Below are 20,228 nucleotides of genomic sequence, written 5' to 3'. Positions count from 1 at the left end.
CGTCAGAGCTCCTTCGGTGGGATGGGTACTGGTGTGAGCCGGACGACGAGGTCGGCCTTGGCACGCGTGGCCTCGACGATGAGGCCGTTGGCGGTGTCGACGTTCGCGACCCACGCTCGTGCGTCGTCCGGTGAGTCACCGAACGACCGGCGTCGCTCCTCCAACCTCCCGCTGCGGACGTCCGGGTGCACGTCGAGGAACCAGACCTCGTCGAGGCACGGGCGGACGGCGTGCCACCCGAGGTCGTCCAGCAGGAGGTAGTTGCCCTCCGTGATGACCAGGGGGGTCTCCACGTGGATGGGGACGGCGCCGGCGATCGCCGCCTCGAGACCGCGGTCGAAGCGCGGCGCGTACACGACGGGGTCGGTCTGAGTACCCAGCCGGCGGAGCAGGTCCACGTAGCCGCCGATGTCGAACGTGTCGGGGGCTCCCTTGCGCTCCCGTCGGCCGAGGCGGACGAGCTCGTCGTCGGCGAGGTGGAAGCCGTCCATGCCCACCAGGACCGCGTCGTCGCCGAGGGCGTCGAGCAGTGCTGCGGAGACCGTCGACTTGCCGGCCCCCGGCGCGCCCGTGATGCCCAGGACGGTGCGCCGGCCTGACCGGGTCAGAGCACGGGCACGTTCGATGAGGTCGTCCACCGACATCTCGCGCACCGGGTCGGGTGCGGCGATCGCGGGCTTCGTGGTGTCGACGTTGGTCACCATGGAGAACTCGTTTCGCAGTGGCTGTACTGGCGGTCCGCCGGTCGTGATCGATCCGTCGGTGTCGAGTTGTGGAGGACGCTAAACCGGACATGTCACCGGTGTCAAGGACCTTCTGTCACCGGTGACAGAACATTTCATGTCACCGGTGACACAGCGGGCGTTCCGGGGCTACATTGACGGGCGTCGCGGAGGACAGGGCTGCGCCCTGACCACCACGAGCAGGCCTCGCACCACCGACCCAGGGAGAGTTCCCATGTTCGATCTCAACGGCCGCACGATCCTCGTGACCGGTGCCGGTGGTGGCATCGGTGGCACCACCGTGCGCCACCTCGTGCGGGCCGGCGCCGACGTCATCGCGAGTGGCAGGACCCAGGACTCCGTCGACGCCCTCGCGGCCGAGACGGGCGTCCGGACGCTCCCGTTCGACCTGACCAGCGAGGACTCCGTGCGCGACGCGCTGGACGGCGCCGATCTGTGGGGCGTCGTGAACTGTGGCGGGTTCGGCGGCGAGATCGCCACACCGATGGACACCGACATCGCGGTGTTCGACAAGGTGATGGCCGTCAACGCACGCGGCACCTTGCTGGTCACCAAGTACGCGTCACGGTCGATGATCCGCCTCGGCCAGGGCGGAGCCATCGTCAACGTGTCGAGCCAGGCAAGCCTCGTCGCCCTCACCGGCCACATCTCGTACGGCTCGTCCAAGGCCGCGGTGGACAACATCACGAGGGTCTCGGCGCTCGAGCTGGGCAGGTACAACATCCGGGTCAACAGCGTGAACCCCACCGTGGTGATGACGCCGATGTCCGCCTGGTACTGGGGCCGGGAGGACATCGAGGGCCCGTTCCTGGAGGCCATGCCGCTCGGGCGATGGGCGACCGAGGACGACATCGCCGGACCCATCACCTTCCTACTCAGTGACGCCGCCTCCATGATCTCGGGCGTCTCGCTGGCGATCGACGGTGGCTACACCGCCCGATGACCAGGTCGTCCGACTGACGGAAGGGGCGCGACACATGGCGACGATGCGCGATGTCGCACGTCGTGCCGGGGTGAGCGCCAAGACGGTGTCGCGGGTCTTCAACCACGATCCGCACGTCAGCGTGGTGACGAAGGAGCGCGTCGAGACCGCCTTGCGCGAGCTGAACTACGTCCCGAGCACCCTCTCGACGACGTTCCGCTCGGGTCGGGCGCCGGTCATCGGCGTCGCCGTCCCCGACATCGCCGACCCGTTCTTCGGAGCGCTCGCCAAGGCCGTCGAGGCCGTGGCGGCCGTGCACGGGATGTCCGTCGTGATGACCAGCCTCGGCGAGGACCCCACGCGTGAGCCCGCGATCGTCCAGTCGCTCCTGCGCCAGTCGCTCAGCGGGCTGGTCATCGCGCCGATCGCAGGCGACCAGTCCTACCTGGACGCCTGGGTGGCCCGCACCCGGCTCGTGTTCGTGGACCGTCGGGCCTCGGGCATCGTCGCGGACTCCTTCACCGAGGACGACCACGCCGGCGCCCAGCTGGCCACCCGCCACCTCGTCGAGCACGGCCACGTCCGGATCGGCTTCCTCGGTGACAGCACCGCCATCCCGACGAGCCGCGGCCGGCTCGTGGGATACCGGGCTGCGCTGCTCGACGCGGCGATCGACTACGACGAGTCGCTCGTCGTCCTGGGAGCCCTGGACCGCAGGTCGGCCGCGGCCGCCTTCGCTGCCCTGGAGCGACTCGAGGAGCCACCCACGGCGATCTTCGCCTCGAACGCTCGGGTGACGATGAGCCTGGTGCCGGTCCTGCGCGGCCACGGGCACCTGGCGCTGGCAGGCTTCGGTGACTTCCCGATGGCCGACATGCTCGATCCTTCGGTGACCGTGATCGACCAGGACCCGGCTGCGCTGGGCACGCTCGCCGCGCAGCGGATCCTCGATCGCCTGGCGCATCCCCGGCGTCGATATCGGCGCCACACCGTTCTCCCGGTCGAGCTCGTGGAGCGCGCGTCGTGCTTGTCCACCGGGTGACGAGCCCGATCAGGCCGTCATGGTCCTCGCGGCGGGGTTGCGGTCGACCAGCCGGACCGGCAGCACGGTCTTCCGGCGCAGCCGCCGATCGGGGTTGTCGATCCGCTGGAACAGGCGCTCAGCCGCAAACCGCCCGACCTCGGCCGGGTCCTGGTCGATGACAGTGATCGGCGGTGTGAGCGATCCGGCCATCGGGAAGTCGCCGAAGCTCACCAGCCCGACGTCGGTCCAGCCGAGGCGCTGGAGGGCAGGTACCGCGTCGAGGCTGCAGCGCGCGTTGGAGGAGAAGATCGCCGTGGGCGGGCTCGACATCTCCTGCCACTCCCGCAGCGCCGCGTCGAAGTCGGCGCCGTCCGTGTCGCCCAGGTACACCAGCTCGTCCTCCGGCCCGACTCCCGCCTCGGCCAGCGCCTCCCGATAGCCCTGCAGCCGCAGTGCTGTCGTGCGGAACCGATAGGCGTCACCGACGAACGCGATGCGTCGGTGGCCGTTGGCCACCAGGTAGGCGGTCGCGTCGCGACCTCCCCCCTCGTCGTCCTCGATGACCGAGTCCGCGACCAGCTTGCCCGGCGCTCGGTCGACGAACACCATGGCCGTCCTCGCCTGCCACGGTCGCAGGTAGGACTGGTCCGGCCCGATGGGGCACGAGATGAGACCTGCGATCTGTCTCTTCAGCAGGTTCTCGAGGGCTTCCTGCTCGTGGCTCGCGTCGTTACCGAGACTGGTGACGATGACACCCGTGTGCCGCGCCTTGGCGACCGTCTCCACCGCGTGGATGACCTGCGCGAAGAACGGGTCCGCGATGTCCGGCACCGCGACGCCGATCGCAGACTCGCGCCCGGCGCGGAAGCTCACGGCCAGGACGTTCGGGACATAGTCCAGCTCCCGCACGGACGCCTGGACACGCTCGCGCACCTCGGCCCGGACGTAACCCTCGTTCCTCAGGACCCGCGAGACGGTCTTGGGGCTGACGCCGGCGTGCGCGGCGACGTCACGCATGGTGGCCATGGTCTTCTCCGTCCGACGTCGAGTCTGCGGAGAATCTATGACACCGATGGCACATCACCGCGGAGCACGCGCTCGAGCACGGCGTCCGCCAGCGTCTCGGGCGCTTGTGCGGCGTCGGCACGGATGTGCGGCACCGGCGGGGCGGCGAGGTCCACGCCGGACACGCCGCCCCCTCGAGCGAGCCTGGGAGCGTCCCGACCGGCGCCGCGCCGTCGGATCCGTTCCTCGACAGTCGCGGCGTCGATCTCGAGCCAGACGAGGGCGGGTCTGCCGCCCGCAGCCTCGAGCCGAGCCGCCAGGGCGGCCCACGCCGTCGGGTCGCGGCGCTCTGCCGTGAACGGTGCGACCAGCACGACACTCAGGCCCAGCCGCAGGTTCTCCTCTGCCAGCGCGGTGATCGCCGCGTAGCGCGCGGTCCGGGTGGCGCGCGCCAGCACCGGGTCGTCGAGGTCCTCGACCTCCAGCAGGTCGCCGACGACGGCGGTGAGATCGGCCGTGGCCGTGTCGAGGTCGAGCAGGGCTGCGCCCAGGCGCGCCGCCAGGACGGCTGCCAGGGTGCTCTTGCCCGACCCCGGCGGTCCCGTGACGACGACCGCCTGGGGCTCCCGGACCCGCTCGTTCACGGCACTGTCCGGCGACAGCTCATCGTGCGCCGGCCGGCGCTCCGTCGACGACCGCGGCCAGCTCGCGCAGACGGGGCAGCGCCCGCGTCGTGAGCAGGTCGTGCCGGGTCTCGTGCGACACCGCGAGGCTGTCCTTCCACAGTGACCGCCCGGCCATCGCGCCTCGGGCGCCGTTCGCGACGGCGATCTCGACCTGCTTGATGAACGTCTCGTGGTTGACGCCAGCGGACAGGACGGCCCACGGCACGCCGTCCGCGGCCGCGGTCACGGCCGCGCACGCGGCGGCAGACCCGGGGTAAGGGAGCTTGAGTACCTTGGCGCCGCACTCGACCGAGATGCGCGCTGCGTCCGCGACGAGCTGCGGGAACGCCGCCTGGTAGTCGGCCTCGCTCTCGTCCTCGAGCCGGTACGTGAGCACCTCGACGATCAGCAGCAGGCCCTCGGCCTCGCAGGACTTCACCAGGTCACGGATCTCGTCGCCCACGCGCGAGGCGGCGTCCTGCTTGTCGGGCCGCATGTACCAGAGCATCTTCGCGACGTCGCCGCCCAGCTCGCGGACGGTCCGCGCCGTGACGCCGTCGACGAAGTGCGTGAACTTCAGACCGTCGACGGTCTCGAACCCGGACGCGTCCATGCCCACGACGAGCGCGGTGCCACGGGCGAGCGTGCCGTCGTCGACGATCGCCGGCAGCGCGACCTCGGGATCGAGGAGGATCGCGGGTGCCTCGTTGCCCAGGTACTCCACGAGGTCGGCCTTCGCACCGGCGAGCTGGGCCAGCGTGACGGAGCCCGGTCCGTCGGGGGCATCGGTCATCACGGCCTTCATGCCGTTGCGCTGGTCGGCCGCCACGATCAGCATGTGGCCGGCGGGCGTCGAGATCGCGGCCATGCCGCGACGCTCGAGGGTGGTGAGCTCGTTCATGGGACTCTCCAGATTCACTATCGGTTCCGAGCGGGTGCTCGCGGACTGTGCAGGACGTCAGGCCGAGTCGCGGCTGACGGCAGGTTGGAGGTCTGTCTCGAGCAGACCTAGGGCGAAGAGGGCCGCGCCGTACGCGGTGTCCTGGTCCCGGCCGGAGACGACCAGCCCGGGAAGCACGGCGCTACGCGCTCGTTGGACGCTCGCCATGCCCGCCCACCCGCCGGTGAGCAGGCTGGAGCGGGCCGGGGCGATCACTCGGTCCATGGCGTCGACGAGAAGCTGGATCTCGTCGTTGCTGTGCCGCAGCACGGCGTTGAACAGCTCGGCGGGGCTGACTCCGTCCCCGCGGACCGTCAGGGCGAGCACCCCGTCGTCGTTGCGGGCACCACGGACCTCGACGCTGCCCGCGTCGAGCGCACCGTCGAGCGGCAGCGCGGAGGCGTCCTCGTCCAGCCTGTCCCGGCCCGCTCGGTCCGTGATCCCGGCCAGCTGCAGGGCGCGGCGCATCAGGAGCCCGCTCTTGACCCCGGCGACGATCACGGACTGGCCAGGGATGACGTGCCGGACCGAGTTGATGAGGTGCCGGGCGAGCTCGGCGCGATCGTCGAACGACAGCGGCTCGTCGATGACCCGCAGGAGCACCTCCGCGGTCCCCATGGACACGTGGTAGCGATCGCGGGAGATGACCCCGCCGGACACCGCGGAGACGAGGTGGTCGTGGCCGGCGACGGTGACCTGGGCGCCCAGGAACCCGTCCGGGACCCAGGGAGCACTCGCCGTGCCGAGTGGAGTGCCCGCGTGCACGAGCGGTGGCAGCAGACGCTCGGATGCGCCCAGGTGCTCGATCAGCTCGAGCCACGGCTTCCCCGTGTCTTGATCCAGGAGTCCGGTTCGCGAGGCGAGGGAGTACTCGCTCACCCCCTCCGTGCCCATCGTCATCGCGATGAACTCCGGGAGGTTGAACCACCGCACGTCGCGCAGGTCCACCCCGGAGTTCCGCAGGTGGATCAGCTTGGCCACGGATACCTGGGCGCCCGCCGGGAGCCCGGTGCGCCCGGCGAACTCCTCGAGCATGTGCGTCGGCAGGGAGCCGATCTCGGCTCGGCCCCGAGGGTCGAACCACGCGATGCCGGCGGCGACGGCGCGGCCGTCGCGACCGACCAGGAAGCCGGTCTCCCCCATGCCCGACACGGCGAGCACCTCGATCGTCGCGAGGGGATCGTCCGTGGCTGCCCGCACGTCCTGGGCTGCGGTCGACAGGAGCGCCCGGACGCTCCCGATCAGGGCGCCCGCATCGAGCTCCGTCGTCCCGCCCGGCCCGGCGCGCCAGGGCGTCGGCTGCTGACGGACCAGGACCTCCCTCCCGAGCTCGTCTGCGATCAGGACCTTGATCCCCGTGCTGCCGAGATCCAGGCCGGCAACGAGTCGTCGGCTCACCGCTGTCGCACTGCTTCCTCCACTGGGGCGTCGATTTCGTCGTGCCTGCAGGTCTGGCGCGCGTCTCCGGCGGCGCCGGTCCCTGCTTCTCTCCCTTTGTGACACCGGTGTCTGACACCGGTGTCATATCAGGTCTAGATACTGCGGCTCGAGGCAGGTCCATGTCAATCCCGGAGGACGCACGGGGTTGGCCGCCCTGCCTCGCCCGAGTGCACTCCCGCGCCAGTGGTCACGGAAGGACGTCATCAGGCTCTGGTGTCGTCCACCCTGCCGAGGCGGCGGCTCGTCGGTTCGTGTCGGATCCTCCGCACCGTTTCCCTCGTGTCGGGCGTCTACTGGTATCGACCGGACCGGATGGCCCTGCCGATGTCTCGGGGTGCCCGAGGCATGCGAAAGTCAGCCGAAGGAGACAACGATGTCCAGGCGCACCAGCAGTTCCGTGCAAGCACGCAGTCTCGGTGGCCGTCGATGGCGTGCTCCCGCCGTCGTGGCAGCGCTCGCCGTCGGGTGCACGATGGCCGGATCCGGGGTCGCCGTCGCCGGCGACCACTCCCACGGCACTCCGGACCCCTTCGTCGCCGCGTGGGACCTCACGGCCACCCAGGCCATCGTCGCCGCCGGATTCAACCCCGTCGAGAGCCACGTGATGTTCGCCTACGTCGCGATCGCGGAGTACGACGCCGCGGTGGCGGTCCACGGCCGCGGCGATCACTTCGCCGTGGACGCCGACGCCCCTCGCGGCGCGTCCGCCGAGGCGGCGGTGTCGACCGCCGCGCACCGGGTCCTGGCACATTACCTACCCGCCCAGAAGCCGACGATCCTCGACCCGGCGTACCAGGCGGCGCTCGCGTCGATCCCCGACGGCAGCGCCGAGACGGCCGGTGTCGCCGTCGGCGAGCGCGTCGCCGCCGCCTTGATCGAGCTGCGCCGCGACGACGGCTTCCGCGTCCCGGTGCCCTACACGCCGCCGGTCCCGGCGCCGGCCGGGACGTGGGTCCCGACCGCTCCTACCCCGCCGTTGGGGACGTTCCTCCCCGGGATGCGCCCGTTCGCGCTGCGCTCGGCAGACCAGTTCCGCCCCGACGGGCCACCGAACCTCGACAGCCGGCGGTGGGCCAAGGACTACGCCGAGGTGGCAGCGATCGGGTCGGCCACGAGCACCGTCCGGACCCCGGACCAGACGGCGGCCGCCCGGTTCTGGGGCGAGCCGCCGTTCACGCAGGCCCACGCCTCGTTCCGCTTCTTCCTCGACCAGCACGACCTTGACCTGGCCGACGCCGCGCGTTTCCAGGCCATGATGTCCGTGACCTACGCCGACGCCTTGATCGCCTGCTTCGACGCCAAGTACCGGTACGCGTTCTGGCGCCCGGTGACAGCGATCCCCGCTGGGGACACCGACGGGAACCGCCGCACGATCGCTGACCCGTCCTGGACGCCACTGATCCCGACGCCGAACCACCCGGAGTACCCGAGCGCGCACGGTTGCATCACGCCCGCCTCCGGGATCGTGATCACGCGGTTCCTGGGCACCGCGCGCATCGACTTCACCGTGCCCAGCGTGACCGGCGCCGCGGCCCGGCACTTCGACACCCGGCACGACCTCGACCTCGAGGTCGCGAACGCCAGGATCTGGGGCGGCGTCCACTTCCGCAGCGCCGTCGACGACGGCACCGAGATCGGCCAGCGGACCGCCAGGTACGTCCTGCGCCACCACTTCGACCGCTAGGAACACCCGGGGCGGGCCGCGGGAAGGCCGGCGGTCCGCCTCGTGGTGGCTCTCCCTGCCCGACTCACGGCTCCGGGCGGGTCTGTTCGTACGGGAGCGTCGGCCGCGCCGTCGCCCGCTCCTCGACGGTGAGGCCGCGGCCCGCAAGGTCGCGTGGCTCCCCCAGCTACGTCGCTCGTCGTGATGCGGTGGGTGGTGTTGAGAGGGCCATCCGCGGGCTGCCCGTGTCGAGCAAGAGTGCGCCGCGCTTCCTCTCGCTCTGCTCCGCGGAGAACCTCGCGAGCGCGCAGCCAGCAAGGACACCCGCTCAGGAGTGGTGCGCGTAGGAGTGGTCGGTGCGGGAGTCCGAGTACATCTCCGAGACGATGAGCCAGCTCCCGTCGGTCTGCCGGCGGAGGACGTGCAAGGAGTGGTTGTCCCGCAGCGGGATCGCCCCACCCCCGTCGGTGGGTGGGGGCAAGGCGTCAGACGTGCAGCTCGGCCGCGATCCAGTCGTAGACGGCTCCTTCCCACACCCGTTGGCCGAGGCCTCCGACGTGACCCCCGGCGCCCTGGGCTGCGCCGAGACGGATGAGCGTGTTCCGGCACCGCAGGGCGGCCTGCAGGACGGGTCCGGCGCCGCCGGCGAAGTCGCCCTCGCACTCGACGAGCAGGGTGGGGCAGGTGATGCGCCCGGCGTCGGCGAGCATGTCGAAGCGGCCGAGCTCGCGGAGGTAGGCCCGGACGTCGGTGAGGCCGTGGCCCGCCATGCGGGCGCCGAAGAACTCGGCCCGGTCGACGCTGCGGCGCATCTGCAGCCGGATGACCGGCACGGCGATCCTGCCCACCACACCGGCGGGGATCTTCATCGACATCGCAGGCTGCGCCGGGTCGCAGACCAGTGCGGCGAGACGGTGCTCGACCGTGGCGGCCTGGGGCGCGAGGTACCCGGCGAAGGACCTGCCGATGAGCACGACCTTGTCGGCCGACACGTCGGCCCGCGTGAGCAGGAGGTCGATCAGCGGTGACAGCACGGCGTCGAAGTCGGGGCGGAACGGCAGGTGCTGTCGGTACAGCGCCTCTCCCTGGCCGGGCCCCTCGAAGACCACGGCGTTGTACCCGCGCGCGAGCGCCGCGGGCACGTTGACGTACCCGTTCTCCGCGGTCGAGTCGTACCCGGCGGGGAACACCATGGTCGGACGGGCCGTCCCGGCGTCGTCGGGGGCGAAGAAGAAGCCCTTCAGGGTGGTTCCCTCGTAGGGGATCGCGATCGCCTCGGCATGACAGTCGAGCATCGGCAGCGCCCGGGCGAAGCTGGCCACGTGGCGCTCGAGGGCGCCGAGCAGGCGCGGGTCCTCAGGGTCCCGACGGATGAAGAACAGGGCCTGGCGGTAGTACTCGCTGGCCCGCAGGAACGCGGCCCGGGCCGTGAGGTGGTTCCCGGCCGTCTCGGCGCGCTCGCCGAGGGCGTTGACGCGGTCGGCACGGGCTGACCAGGCGGTGTACCACCCCTGCGGTGTCGGCCTTCCCACTGCCCGGGCGGTGGCGAGGGCCTCGCCGAGATCGGCCATCTCGGCGTAGCTGGCGGCGAGCGTGCGGGCCAGCGCCCCGTCGTAGAACTCGTCCGCGAAGACGATCGTGTCCGGCGTTCCCATGCTGTGCCCCCGTGATCTCGGTGCCTCGTCGGTCGGGCCTCAGGCCCAGGTGGTGTACGCGAACAGCAGGAACGCCGGGACCAGGAAGTTCACGACCAGGATCGCGGTGTTGTTGATCGCGAAGTTGCGGTCGCGGACCATCGAGCGGATGTGCCCGATGCCGCATCCGACCCGGTAGATCGAGCTGACCAGGATGATGGCCAGTGCGTACTCCTTGGAGTAGCCGGCGGCCAGCAGAGCCGTGACGCCCATGGCGAGGTCCGCGAACCCGACCTCGGTCTGGAAGCCGCCCGGTGTGAAGCCGATCGACGCCGAGGTCCGGCGGCTGAACAGCAGGTGCGCGATGCCGGCGCCGAGCATGCTCCAGCCGATCAGGTACACGACGGCGTTGGTCACGAGGGTCGGCCCCCAGTCGCCGGCGGCGGCGACCCCGCCGGAGAACTGCTGGTAGGAGGCGACGCCGAACAGGATCACGCCGATGTAGGGCAGGACGCCCATCACGCCGTGGCGGCGCGCGGCCGGCGCAGGTGCGGTGGGGGCCGGTGCGGGAGTGCTGGTCCGGGTCTGGGTGGTGGTCATGGTGGTCAGGTCCTCTCGATGTGCTGGGCGCGCCCCCTCGGCGTCGAGGGCCAGGGGCTCGGGGTGTGGCTGTCCGCGACCGGGGTCAGCCGGCCATCTGGTTGTTGCCGTGCGCGAGGTCGTTCATCAGCGCCGCGTTGGTCGCGGTGTTCATGACGCCGGTCTGCGGCAGGCCCGCGTCGCGCTGCAGGTAGGTGATCGCCGCCGTGGTCTGCGGGCCCATCACTCCGTCGATCGACCCGTTGTAGTAGTTCAGCTGACCGAGCTCCTCCTGGAGCGTGGACACCGCGGACGACGGCTGCGGCTGCGGCTTCGGGGTGGGAGCCGGGGTCACGGAGTGGTTCGTGTCGTCGTGGATCACGATGCTGTGGGTGTCCGGTGCCGGTGCCGGGACGTTGTCCGCCGCCGACGAGGGGGTGGTGCCCGTACCGCCCAGGCCGAACATCAGGCCGCCGACGAGGGCGCCTCCGGCGATGACGGCCGCGGCGCCGGCGATGATGCCGCGGTTGCGCGTGGTGGTGGTCGGGGTGGGGAGCTGGGCGGTCATCGTGCTGTCCTCCGGTGAGTGCGTGCCGTGCTGATGTCTCCACTCTCCGGCCGCGCCGGACCCCGCCCCGTCGGCCGGTCGGACGGTCCACCGGCTGATGCTGGTGTCCCCCGATCGGTGGACCTCTACGCTGACGAAGGTGCAGAACCTCGTGCGCGCCGTGGTCGTCGACGACCATCCGTTCTTCCGGGACGGCATCCGTCGGGGGCTCGTCCAGAGCGGTCGGATCTCGGTGGTGGGAGACGCGGGGGGCGGTCGGGACGGCCTGGACCTGATCAGGTCCGAGAGCCCGGACGTCGCGGTCGTCGACTACCAGATGCCGGACCTCGACGGCATCGAGGTGGTGCACGCGGTGGTCCGGGACGCCCTGCCCACGCGGGTGCTGCTGCTGTCGGCGGTGACCGACAGCGCGGTCGTGTTCCGCGCTCTGCAGGAGGGCGCCCGCGGGTACCTGTCCAAGGACGCGAGCCGCACCGAGATCGTGGAGGCGGTGCTGCGCGTCGCGAGGGGCGACACCGTCGTGCCGCCCGAGCTGACCGCGGCGCTCGTCGACCAGATCCGGCTGCGCGCCCAGCCCGACCAGCCGGTGCTCAGCGAGCGGGAGCGGCAGGTCCTCGACGGGTTCGCGCGCGGCCTGTCGATCCCCCAGCTGGCCGCCGAGCTCTACATCGGCGCGAGCACCGTCAAGACCCACACCCAGCGGTTGTACGAGAAGCTCGGCGTGTCGGACCGCGCGGCGGCGGTGGCGGAGGCGATGCGACGAGGGCTGCTCGAGTGAGCGACCTGGCGCGGCTGTCCCAGGAGCCGGCGATCCGCCGGATCCTGCTCGAGCACGCGTCGCGCGGGGTCACGGTCCAGGTGGTGCTGCGCTGCTTCCTGGCGGCGTTCGTGCTCCTCGTGGTGATCGTGGTGCCGCCCGCGAGGGACGCTCCCGCATGCCTGGCGATCGCGATCGCGTACCTGACCTGGTCCGCGGTCGTCACGCTCGTCCCGCAGCGTCTCATCCTGTACATCTGGCTCGCCCTGCTGGTGGACGTCGTCGCGCTCACCGCGGTCACCACCATCGCGGGCCTCTCGGACGACGTCAGCTGGACCGCGGACATCCTCATCACCGGGTTCTTCGTGCTCCCCGTGCTCGCCGCGACACAGCTGCGGCCGTGGATCTGCGTGGCGGTCGTCGTGCCCACGGTCGCGGCGTTCTTCTGGTCTGCGGTCGTGGCGCAGCGGGCGAACGGCGAGCCCTGGCCCTCGGTGCTGCTGCGCACCCTGGTGCTGGTCGGCGTGGGGATCGGCTGCATCCTGCTGACTCGACTGCAGCGCTCTCGGGTGGACGCCATCGGCGACCTGGCCGCGGACCGCAGCGCGCTGCTCGACGAGACGCTCCAGGTCGAGGACCGCGAACGACGGACTCTCGCCGAGAACCTGCACGACGGCGCGCTGCAGTACGTTCTCGCCGCACGCCAGGAGCTGGTGGACGTCCGCGACGACCCCGAGGCGCTCGCCCGGGTCGAGCATGCGCTGCGCGAGACGTCGCAGCTGCTGCGGTCGACCATGACCGAGCTGCACCCTGCCGTACTCGACTCGGCGGGCCTGCCCGTCGCGTTGCGCACCCTCGTCGAGTCGACCGGCGCTCGGGCGGGTCTCGCCACGAGCGTCGACATCACGTCGTGGCCGCGGGATCTGCCGACGTCCGCGGACGAGCTGCTGTTCGGCGCGGCGCGCGAGCTGCTGAACAACGTGGTCAGGCACGCACAGGCGTCGCGGGTGGACGTGAGCCTGACGCTGGCCGACGGAGTCGCGCGCATGGTCATCGTCGACGACGGGATCGGCTTCGACCTCGACGAGGCCGACCGTCGCGTGGGTGAGGGTCACATCGGGCTCGCGTCGCGACGCATCCGGCTGGAGTCGGCAGGCGGCAGCCTGCACCTCGCGCGGGGCGCCGAGCGAGGCACCACGGCGGCGGCCGAGCTGCCGCTGCGGTGACGGGCGGAGGGCCGATGTTCGCCGGCCGACACCGGCCCCGTGCGAGGTCCCCTCGTCGCACCGGTGCCACGCTCGCGACGCCGTCTACTGCGGGGCAGCGGTGGTCGACACGGGGCGCTCGCCGATGCTGCGCATCCGGTCGAGGCGCGTGAAGATCGCGACCAGGACCCCGGCGACCGCGAGGACGGCCACGGTGGCGCCGAGGGCCTCGGCGTAGCCGACCTTGTCCACGTCCAGGAACGGGTAGGGGTACCAGTCGACGAGGGCGCCTCGGATGAACGTGCAGGCGATCCAGGCAATCGGCCACACCGACGCCCACGCGATGGTGGAGCGGTCGATGCGCGGGCGGGGTCCGTACAGCAACCAGCCGAGCAGGGTCCCCCACGGCGCGATGTAGTGGAAGCCGATGGTCGCGACCAGCTGCCAGCCCGTGGGGTCGACGTAGTCGATGAGGATCAGGTCGAAGACCAGGCCGGTGATCGTGATGCCGAGCAGCGCGTCCAGGCGCAGGACCCGCCAGAACCGTCCGTCCCGGACGGGGTCGATGACCAGGGTGACGGCAACGATCAGGACCAGGAGGTTGCTCTGGATGGTGAAGAAGCTGAGCGTCTGGACCATCCGGGTGGCGACCCCGACCGTCGCGACGGTCTCGCCGGTGTTCGGGTCCGGGCCACCGGTCAGGATGAGCCAGACCTGGATGACGAGTGCGGCCACGACGTTCAGCGCGATGAGCAGGTGCCACACCCGTGATGCCGTGCGGGGTTCAGCAACGCGTGTCGTCGTCACCGGAGCGGAGCTCACGGCGTCGTTCCCATCTGCCTCGACGCGAACACCAGGCCGTACGGGATCGCGGCGCGCGCGAAGTTCCACGTGTGGTCGAGGCCCTTCTCCTCGCGCTGAAAGACGTCCTGGCCTCGTGCGCGCAGCGCGTCGGCGATGGCCGTGCTGTCCTTGCGCGGGTCGCCGTCGTTGGCGCCGGCGAGATCCACGAAGACGGCGACCGGGTGCGGCAACGGGATCGTCGACGCGTAGGCCGTGACGTCGTGCTCCTCCCACTCGGCCTGCGTGGCGAGCATCGCGGTTCCCCCGGTCCCCGGGTCGCCCGTCGTGTCGAGTGCCAGGATCGTGCCGTACAGCTCGGGGTGGCGCAGCCCCTGGTCGAGCGCACAGAAGCCGCCCGACGAGAATCCGCCGATCGTGCGGTGCTTCCAGTCCGCTGTCGTCCGGTAGGTGGCGTCGACCCACGGGACCACCGTCCGGGTCAGGTAGGTCTCTACCTGAGAGCCTCCGGTGGTCGAGTCCAGGCACTCGGTGTCCACGGCCGAGGGTCCTGTCCCGTTGACGTCCAGGGCGACGACGATCATCGGGTCGACCAGCTGGTGGTCGAGCAGGATGTCCATCACGTGCGCCACGTCGCCCGCAGCGAACCAGTCGCCGCCCTCCCCCGGGCTGCCGTGGACGAGGTAGACGACGGGGTACCTGCTCGACGGGTCTGTGCCGTACCCCGGTGGCGTGTAGACCCACGTCAGGCTCGACGACGGCATCGCGTCGGCGGCCGGCGCCGGGACGTGGACGGCCTCGACCGAACCTTCGTCGCGACCGCCCGCCCGTGAGCGGGCGGAGCCGTGCTCGATCGGCGCGGGCGGTCCGGCGAGGCCCCAGCTGGAGAGCGTGACCCGCGCCGCCGCCACGTTCGGCACGTAGCCGACGACGATGTTCGCCGTGAGCCCGAGCGCAGCGAAGACCGCCAGGGAAGCGCACGTCCACATCGGCCACGACCAGCGGTGCGCACGACGCCGGCGCACCGCCCAGAAGACGCCCCCGGCCGCGAGCAGTGACAGAAGCGCCACGCTCCACCAGGAGCTGATCCAGTCACCGCCGCCTGCGAGCTCCCTGAGCACGTCGGGAGGGATCCGGATGTCGGAGGTGTCCGACCCGAGCGTGATCATCGGCGACAGCCCGCGGTCCGCCGTCAGCGGGTCGGTCGGACGAGGGGGAACAGGATGGTGTCCCGGATGCTCAGCCCGGTGAGGTTCATGACGAGCCGGTCGACGCCGAGACCCATCCCGCCCGTCGGCGGCATCGCGTACTCCAGGGCGGTGAGGAAGTCCTCGTCGACCTGCATGGCCTCCGGGTCGCCCGCGGCTGCCAGCAGCGACTGCGCGACGAGCCGTCGGCGCTGCTCGAGCGGGTCGACGAGCTCGGAGTACGCGGTGCCCTGCTCGGCCGCGAAGATCACCAGGTCCCACTTCTCCGCCAGCCGCGGGTCCACCCGGTGCTCGCGGGTCAGCGGCGAGTTCTCCTTGGGGAAGTCGGTGTAGAACACCGGTGTCGTGGTCGTGCTCTCGCACAGCTCGCCGTAGATCTCCTCGAGCACCACGCCCCACGTGGCGTCCGGGTCGAGGTCCAGCCCGAGGACGTCCGCGTGCCGGTTCAGCACCTCCAGCGACGTGTCGGCCGTGATCTCCTCACCGAGCTTCTCCGAGACGGCCTGGCAGATCGTCTTCACCGGCCAGGTCCCGGACAGGTCGTACTCGGTGATCTTGCCGTCGGCGTCGGCACGGCGTGCGACCGGTTCCCCGTACACGGCGACGGCCGCCTCCTGGATCATCTCCTGGGTGAGCACCCGCATCGTGTCGTAGTCGCCGTACGTCTCGTACACCTCGAGCGACGTGAACTCCGGGTTGTGCTTGAAGTCGACGCCCTCGTTGCGGAACTGCCGCCCGATCTCGAACACCTTCTCCATCCCGCCCACGACGAGCCGCTTGAGGTGCAGCTCGGTGGCGATACGCAGGTACAGGTCCAGGTCGTAGGCGTTGATGTGCGTCTCGAACGGGCGGGCGTTGGCGCCGCCGTGGATGGTCTGGAGCACCGGGGTCTCCACCTCGGTGAACCCGCGCGCGTGCAGGGAGTCGCGCACGCTGCGCACCACCGTGGCCCGCGTGTAGGCGATGTCCCGCGCGGCCGGGCGGACGATCAGGTCCACGTACCGTGCGCGGATGCGAGCCTCGGGGTCGGTCAGGCCCTTGTGCTTGTCGGGCAGCGGACGCAGGGACTTGCTGGTGATCGCCAGCGACTCCGCACGCACCGACAGCTCCCCGCGCTTCGTCGTGATCACCTCGCCCGTGACCCCGATGTGGTCGCCCAGGTCGACGTCGTGGCGCCACAGCTCGAGATCGTCGGCGCTGACGACGTCCGCACCGACCATGACCTGGAGGTCCCCGCTGCCGTCCCGCAGCGTCCCGAATCCCAGCCTGCCGCCGTCCCGCTTGCGGATGACGCGGCCGACGACGGAGACCTGCCGTCCTGTCGCGGTGTCAGGGGGCAGCGCCCCGGCCTCGGCACGGACGGCGGCGAGCGTGTCCGTTCGCGGGTACGTCACCGGGTAGGGGTCGATGCCGCGGGCGCGCAGGCGGTCGGCCTTCGCACGACGGACCCGCTGCTGCTCGGGCAGCTTGTGCGCCGACATCGCCTCCTCGACAGCGTCCGTCGCGGCGGGGATCTGCGCCACGACCTGGGCCGCGTAGTCCTCCCCCGCTCGGTCCAGCGTGTCGACTCCGCGTCCGCGCCGGTTCAGCAGCTTCAGCGACGGGCGGGTCAGGAAGCCTTCGGCGCTGCCGGCAGCGGTGCCGACGCGGGGCAGGTCGGAGGTGTACTCGAAGCAGATGAACCGCGGCTGCCACTCCGGCTGGTACTTCGCGTTCGAGCGGTACAGCGACTCCAGCTGCCAGTTCCGGCTGGCCAGCACCAGCGACTGCCGCCACAGCCGCGCGATGGGACCGGCGCCGACCTCGGCACCGCGCTCGAACGCCTCCCGGAACATCGCGAAGTTCAGGGACACGCGGCCCGCTCCGAACGCCGTCGCGCGCTCGGCCAGGGAGGAGACCATCAGCTCGACCAGGCCGTTGTCGGCCGTCGGATCACGCCGCATCAGGTCGAGCGACACCCCCGTGCGCCCCCACGGCACGAAGCTGAGGAACCCGCGCAGCACCCCGTCGCCGTCGTGCGTCTCCACGAGCACGCAGTCGCCGTCGAGCCGGTCGCCGAGGCGGCCGAGAGCCATCGAGAACCCTCGCTCGTCGCCGCCGTCGCCACGCCACTGGGCCGCCGCCGCGTCGAGCGCAGCGAACTGCTCCGCGTCGAGCGCCTCGTGCTTGGTGACCCGAGTGGTGTACCCCTTGCGCTGCAGCCGCGTCACGGACTGCCGGACCGCTTTCATCCCGGGGCCCGCGAGCGAGAACGACCGCATGTCCAGGATCGCCTCGTCGCCGATCTCCCACGCCGTCAGCCCGGCCTCCGTGTAGGCGAGCGCGCCGGCGCTGCCCGCGCCCATGACCGCCAGCGACCAGCCGTTCCGCCGGGCCTGCCGACGCCACTGCTCGATCGCGGCCGGCCAGTGCAGCGGGTCCCCGACCGGGTTGCCGCTGGCCAGGCTGACCGACCCGACCACCCGGTACGACACGCCCGCCCGCGCCGTCGCCGCGTCCCCCGTCTCCCACACCACGGCCTTGTCCCGGCGCGTCGCGAAGTAGCCCAGCGAGTCCTCCGACCCGAACTCCTTCAGCAAGGTCCGCACCCGCGCCTCGTCCGTCGCATCGAGCATGCGGGTGTACGACGGGGACCGGAACAGCAGGATGGTCGCGCCGATGATCGTCGCCGCGCCGAGCAGGTTGAGGATGCCGCGCACCCACCACGGAGCCGTCGCGTCGCTCTCGGTGTCCACCTCGCCCAGGTCACCGACCATGGCGTCCCACACGAAGAACGCCGCGGACCCGCTGTCGGGGGCGTTCCCGAACCGGGTCACCAGCCACGCCCCGACGAACAGCATCACCGCCCCGCCGACCAGGAAGAACGCGAGTGCCCGCCAGAAGCTGCCGCGGACCGTCCGGGCGCTGAACTGCGGCCGCGCCCGCACCGCGACCACGAGCCCCGCGGTGACCAGCACCAGGCCCGCCACGTTCAGCGGCGACCCGCCCTCGACCAGGTCCACCACCCGGCCCACCTGCGGCAGGAGCAGCCACCAGATCACCAGCACCCACCACGCCGCCCGCAGCCGGCGGTGCAGCGCGACCGCGATGCAGGCCAGCAGCGCCGCGTAGACGATGTTGGGGATGATCGGGATGGTCAGCGTCGACACGACGTCGTCGGGGTGCATGAAGTAGTGCCGGAGCGGCGGGGTGGCCGCCGAGAGCAGCACCAACCCGGCGGCGAGGAACATCACGGCAGCGAAACGGTCCGGCCATCGGTCGTCGAGTCGGCCGGTGTCACGCACCGTGGGCGGCTCCGGCGGTCGTGCGACGTCCTCGCGGGGCGGCGCCGTGATCGCTCCGTCGGCCATGGTGCTCCCTGCGCTCCGAACCGGGCAGGGCCGCGCTCGTCCCTCGCCATGACGGTTGCTCTCTGGAACATAACGGGGGCTTCGGCCGCGGCGCCAGACTTACCCCCGTCGATCCGGTCTCGGCCCGCGACACCGTGCCGACGTGGTGGGTCACGAAGCGAGCACCCAGCCGCGCACCGGCCCGACGCGCGCGCTCGGGCTCCCGCAGGCGACGGCGCTCGTGCTCGGCTCGATCATCGGCGTGGGCCACCTGCACCCCGCTGCGCGTGGCGACCCGAGGCGGCTCAGTCGCCGGCGCTGCCGCCGTCGTTGTAGACGTCACCCGTGCCGTCGCTCTCGGCTCTCCGTGCTCGTCGGCGCTCGTCCCGCTGGGCCTTGACGCGCTCACCGGCGCTGGGGTCCCGTTCCGCGACGGCCGAGGACGAACCTGCCGGGGGCGGCGTGGGGCTCGCCCAGACGTGGTTCGCGCGACCGGTCTGCTCGGAGCGGACGGTGCGCCCGGCTTCGAGAACGAGCCGGTCGGCGTGCACCGACCGCACACGGGCGACCTGGGTGCGGCTCCCCGCCAGCACGACCCAGTGGCCCGGGACGACGTCGCGCGGCCGGACCGCCCGGAACGTCGGGTTCGAGCTCCGCGACCATCCGTCTCGGAGGATGGCGACCACGACCACGAGCACGGCCAGCCCGACCACGATCCCGACCGCGGGGGTGACGACCACGCCCGCGACGATCGCGAGCACGCCGCCGACGAGCGTCGCGAGCACGACCCACAGCACCGCGTCGGCGGGCGAGAACCGGGGGACGGGCCTGGCGAGCGTGAGCACGCCGTCGGACGACGGCGCCCCCTCCTGGACCTCGGTCATCGATCGCTCCTCGTTCGCTGCTCCACTGTCGTGGGCAGGCGCGAGCCTACTGGCCTCGGCGGCTCGCTCTACGGTGGTGCCCGTGGGTACCGCACTGATCACCGGGGCAGCCGCCGGGCTGGGGCTCGAGTTCGCCTGGCAGCTCGCCACCGCCCGCCACGACCTGGTCCTCGTCGACCGGGACGCCGAGCGGCTCGAGCGGCTGGCCGGTCAGCTCCGAGCCGCTGCGGCGGTCCACGTCGAGACGCTCGTCGCGGACCTGTCGGTGCGCAGCGACGTCGAGTGCGTCGCGGAGCGGCTCCGGTCCACCGACCGCCCGGTCGGGCTGCTCGTCAACAACGCCGGCGCCGCTCCGGGGCAACGGTTCGTGGGCGGCGACGTCGAGCGCGAGGAGGCCGTGCTCGCCGTCATGGTCCGCTGCGTCCTGGTGCTGTCGCACGCCGCCGCAGGGCAGATGGCGGCACGCGGGCGCGGTGCCATCCTCAACGTCGCGTCGGTCGCCGCGCTCATCACGCTCGGCACGTACTCCGCGCACAAGGCGTGGGTCCGGACGTTCACGGAGGGCCTGGCGGTCGAGCTGCGGGGTACCGGGGTCACGGCGACCGTCGTGTGCCCCGGGTTCGTCCACACCGACTTCCACGACCGCGCCGGCATCGACATGTCGTGGCTGCCGGAGATCGCCTGGCTGCGCGCCGAGGACGTCGTCGCCTCCGCCCTTGCCGCCGTGCGGCGCGGCGCCGTCATCTCCACGCCGAGCCTGCGCTACCGGTTGGGGTCCGGCGCGGCTCGGGTCATGCCCCGCTCGGTGGCACGGGCGATCGGCGCACCGCGGCCACCTAAGACGACCACGAGGCGATAGCG

Annotated in this window: 19 protein-coding genes; 6 read left to right on the top strand and 13 right to left on the bottom strand. The window is 71.7% G+C overall.

The features are described 5' to 3' along the window. Nucleotides 1–2: 2 nt before the first annotated feature. A complete protein-coding gene (locus ASF78_RS15020) occupies nt 3–704 on the bottom strand; it encodes a nucleoside/nucleotide kinase family protein (RefSeq protein WP_235518611.1) in 702 nt (233 codons plus the stop codon). A 253-nt stretch (nt 705–957) separates the two neighbouring features. Here ASF78_RS15020 and ASF78_RS15015 point away from each other — a divergent pair, with 253 nt between their 5' ends. After that, on the top strand, nt 958–1,686 hold the full coding sequence (locus ASF78_RS15015; protein ID WP_056591131.1) for an SDR family oxidoreductase: 729 nt from the start codon (nt 958–960) through the stop codon (nt 1,684–1,686). Between the two features lie 34 nt (nt 1,687–1,720). Next, nucleotides 1,721–2,707, top strand: coding sequence for a LacI family DNA-binding transcriptional regulator (locus tag ASF78_RS15010; protein ID WP_056591128.1), 987 nt, complete (start codon nt 1,721–1,723; stop codon nt 2,705–2,707). Nucleotides 2,708–2,716: 9 nt separating this feature from the next. Here the strand turns inward: ASF78_RS15010 and ASF78_RS15005 are convergent, their stop codons facing one another. The 4 genes from ASF78_RS15005 to ASF78_RS14990 are packed head-to-tail and all read right to left on the bottom strand — an operon-like array spanning nt 2,717 to nt 6,697. After that, nucleotides 2,717–3,715 (bottom strand): LacI family DNA-binding transcriptional regulator, encoded by a 999-nt coding sequence (locus ASF78_RS15005; RefSeq protein WP_056591124.1) that lies wholly within the window; start codon nt 3,713–3,715, stop codon nt 2,717–2,719. Nucleotides 3,716–3,750: 35 nt separating this feature from the next. After that, nucleotides 3,751–4,338 (bottom strand): AAA family ATPase, encoded by a 588-nt coding sequence (locus tag ASF78_RS15000; RefSeq protein ID WP_056591120.1) that lies wholly within the window; start codon nt 4,336–4,338, stop codon nt 3,751–3,753. 19 nt (nt 4,339–4,357) lie between these two features. Beyond that, a complete protein-coding gene (locus tag ASF78_RS14995) occupies nt 4,358–5,260 on the bottom strand; it encodes a tagatose-bisphosphate aldolase (protein ID WP_056591117.1) in 903 nt (300 codons plus the stop codon). A gap of 57 nt (nt 5,261–5,317) precedes the next feature. Then, nucleotides 5,318–6,697 (bottom strand): L-fuculokinase, encoded by a 1,380-nt coding sequence (locus tag ASF78_RS14990; RefSeq protein WP_056591115.1) that lies wholly within the window; start codon nt 6,695–6,697, stop codon nt 5,318–5,320. Between the two features lie 415 nt (nt 6,698–7,112). On the opposite strand from ASF78_RS14990, the gene ASF78_RS14985 reads away from it, so the two are divergent. Next, nucleotides 7,113–8,423 (top strand): vanadium-dependent haloperoxidase, encoded by a 1,311-nt coding sequence (locus tag ASF78_RS14985; RefSeq protein ID WP_156374188.1) that lies wholly within the window; start codon nt 7,113–7,115, stop codon nt 8,421–8,423. Between the two features lie 307 nt (nt 8,424–8,730). On the opposite strand, the gene ASF78_RS22445 is transcribed toward ASF78_RS14985, so the two are convergent. The 4 genes from ASF78_RS22445 to ASF78_RS14970 all read right to left on the bottom strand — a co-directional run bounded on the left by ASF78_RS22445 (nt 8,731) and on the right by ASF78_RS14970 (nt 11,183). Then, nucleotides 8,731–8,883 (bottom strand): hypothetical protein, encoded by a 153-nt coding sequence (locus ASF78_RS22445; RefSeq protein WP_156374187.1) that lies wholly within the window; start codon nt 8,881–8,883, stop codon nt 8,731–8,733. 4 nt (nt 8,884–8,887) lie between these two features. Next, a complete protein-coding gene (locus tag ASF78_RS14980) occupies nt 8,888–10,057 on the bottom strand; it encodes a S9 family peptidase (RefSeq protein WP_056591113.1) in 1,170 nt (389 codons plus the stop codon). Nucleotides 10,058–10,096: 39 nt separating this feature from the next. Then, complete coding sequence (locus tag ASF78_RS14975) at nt 10,097–10,636, bottom strand: DUF6790 family protein (protein WP_056591112.1); 540 nt, start codon at nt 10,634–10,636, stop codon at nt 10,097–10,099. An 85-nt stretch (nt 10,637–10,721) separates the two neighbouring features. Further along, nucleotides 10,722–11,183, bottom strand: a complete 462-nt coding sequence (locus ASF78_RS14970) for a peptidoglycan-binding protein (protein ID WP_056591109.1) — start codon at nt 11,181–11,183, stop codon at nt 10,722–10,724. A 139-nt stretch (nt 11,184–11,322) separates the two neighbouring features. Between ASF78_RS14970 and ASF78_RS14965 the strand changes: the two genes are divergently transcribed. Together ASF78_RS14965 and ASF78_RS14960 are read left to right on the top strand one after the other, a co-directional pair. Continuing rightward, a complete protein-coding gene (locus ASF78_RS14965) occupies nt 11,323–11,961 on the top strand; it encodes a response regulator transcription factor (protein WP_056591106.1) in 639 nt (212 codons plus the stop codon). After that, nucleotides 11,958–13,166 carry a sensor histidine kinase gene (locus ASF78_RS14960; RefSeq protein ID WP_056591103.1) on the top strand — a complete coding sequence of 403 codons (1,209 nt, stop codon included), beginning with the start codon at nt 11,958–11,960 and terminating at the stop codon, nt 13,164–13,166. Before ASF78_RS14965 ends, ASF78_RS14960 begins: the two co-directional genes overlap by 4 nt. A gap of 84 nt (nt 13,167–13,250) precedes the next feature. Here ASF78_RS14960 and ASF78_RS14955 read toward each other — a convergent pair whose 3' ends face one another. The 4 genes from ASF78_RS14955 to ASF78_RS14940 form a co-directional block, all read right to left on the bottom strand. Then, nucleotides 13,251–13,952, bottom strand: a complete 702-nt coding sequence (locus ASF78_RS14955; RefSeq protein WP_056591727.1) for a Pr6Pr family membrane protein — start codon at nt 13,950–13,952, stop codon at nt 13,251–13,253. 11 nt (nt 13,953–13,963) lie between these two features. Beyond that, a complete protein-coding gene (locus ASF78_RS14950; protein ID WP_056591100.1) occupies nt 13,964–15,115 on the bottom strand; it encodes an esterase family protein in 1,152 nt (383 codons plus the stop codon). Nucleotides 15,116–15,138: 23 nt separating this feature from the next. Then, nucleotides 15,139–18,504 (bottom strand): bifunctional lysylphosphatidylglycerol synthetase/lysine--tRNA ligase LysX, encoded by a 3,366-nt coding sequence (lysX, locus tag ASF78_RS14945; RefSeq protein WP_082495112.1) that lies wholly within the window; start codon nt 18,502–18,504, stop codon nt 15,139–15,141. Nucleotides 18,505–18,788: 284 nt separating this feature from the next. Further along, nucleotides 18,789–19,367 (bottom strand): hypothetical protein, encoded by a 579-nt coding sequence (locus ASF78_RS14940; RefSeq protein WP_056591099.1) that lies wholly within the window; start codon nt 19,365–19,367, stop codon nt 18,789–18,791. Nucleotides 19,368–19,449: 82 nt separating this feature from the next. Between ASF78_RS14940 and ASF78_RS14935 the strand changes: the two genes are divergently transcribed. Continuing rightward, entirely contained in the window at nt 19,450–20,226 is a 777-nt protein-coding gene (locus tag ASF78_RS14935) for an SDR family oxidoreductase (RefSeq protein WP_056591098.1), read from the top strand. Nucleotides 20,227–20,228 lie beyond the last annotated feature (2 nt).

Source organism: Cellulomonas sp. Leaf334, from assembly GCF_001424195.1.
Taxonomy (GTDB): domain Bacteria; phylum Actinomycetota; class Actinomycetes; order Actinomycetales; family Cellulomonadaceae; genus Cellulomonas.
The sequence above is the reverse complement of the archived record's forward strand: the minus strand, read 5'-3'. Positions and strand labels throughout refer to the sequence as shown.

What these genes read in the sequence shown, in the direction of transcription:
- ASF78_RS15020 (WP_235518611.1), bottom strand. Translation starts at nt 704, where the DNA reads ATGGTGACCAACGTCGACACCACGAAGCCCGCGATCGCCGCACCCGAC.
- ASF78_RS15010 (WP_056591128.1), top strand. Translation starts at nt 1,721, where the DNA reads ATGGCGACGATGCGCGATGTCGCACGTCGTGCCGGGGTGAGCGCCAAG.
- ASF78_RS14975 (WP_056591112.1), bottom strand. Translation starts at nt 10,636, where the DNA reads ATGACCACCACCCAGACCCGGACCAGCACTCCCGCACCGGCCCCCACC.
- ASF78_RS14940 (WP_056591099.1), bottom strand. Translation starts at nt 19,367, where the DNA reads ATGACCGAGGTCCAGGAGGGGGCGCCGTCGTCCGACGGCGTGCTCACG.
- ASF78_RS14995 (WP_056591117.1), bottom strand. Translation starts at nt 5,260, where the DNA reads ATGAACGAGCTCACCACCCTCGAGCGTCGCGGCATGGCCGCGATCTCG.
- ASF78_RS14950 (WP_056591100.1), bottom strand. Translation starts at nt 15,115, where the DNA reads ATGATCACGCTCGGGTCGGACACCTCCGACATCCGGATCCCTCCCGAC.
- lysX (WP_082495112.1), bottom strand. Translation starts at nt 18,504, where the DNA reads ATGGCCGACGGAGCGATCACGGCGCCGCCCCGCGAGGACGTCGCACGA.
- ASF78_RS14970 (WP_056591109.1), bottom strand. Translation starts at nt 11,183, where the DNA reads ATGACCGCCCAGCTCCCCACCCCGACCACCACCACGCGCAACCGCGGC.
- ASF78_RS14980 (WP_056591113.1), bottom strand. Translation starts at nt 10,057, where the DNA reads ATGGGAACGCCGGACACGATCGTCTTCGCGGACGAGTTCTACGACGGG.
- ASF78_RS14985 (WP_156374188.1), top strand. Translation starts at nt 7,113, where the DNA reads ATGTCCAGGCGCACCAGCAGTTCCGTGCAAGCACGCAGTCTCGGTGGC.
- ASF78_RS15005 (WP_056591124.1), bottom strand. Translation starts at nt 3,715, where the DNA reads ATGGCCACCATGCGTGACGTCGCCGCGCACGCCGGCGTCAGCCCCAAG.
- ASF78_RS15015 (WP_056591131.1), top strand. Translation starts at nt 958, where the DNA reads ATGTTCGATCTCAACGGCCGCACGATCCTCGTGACCGGTGCCGGTGGT.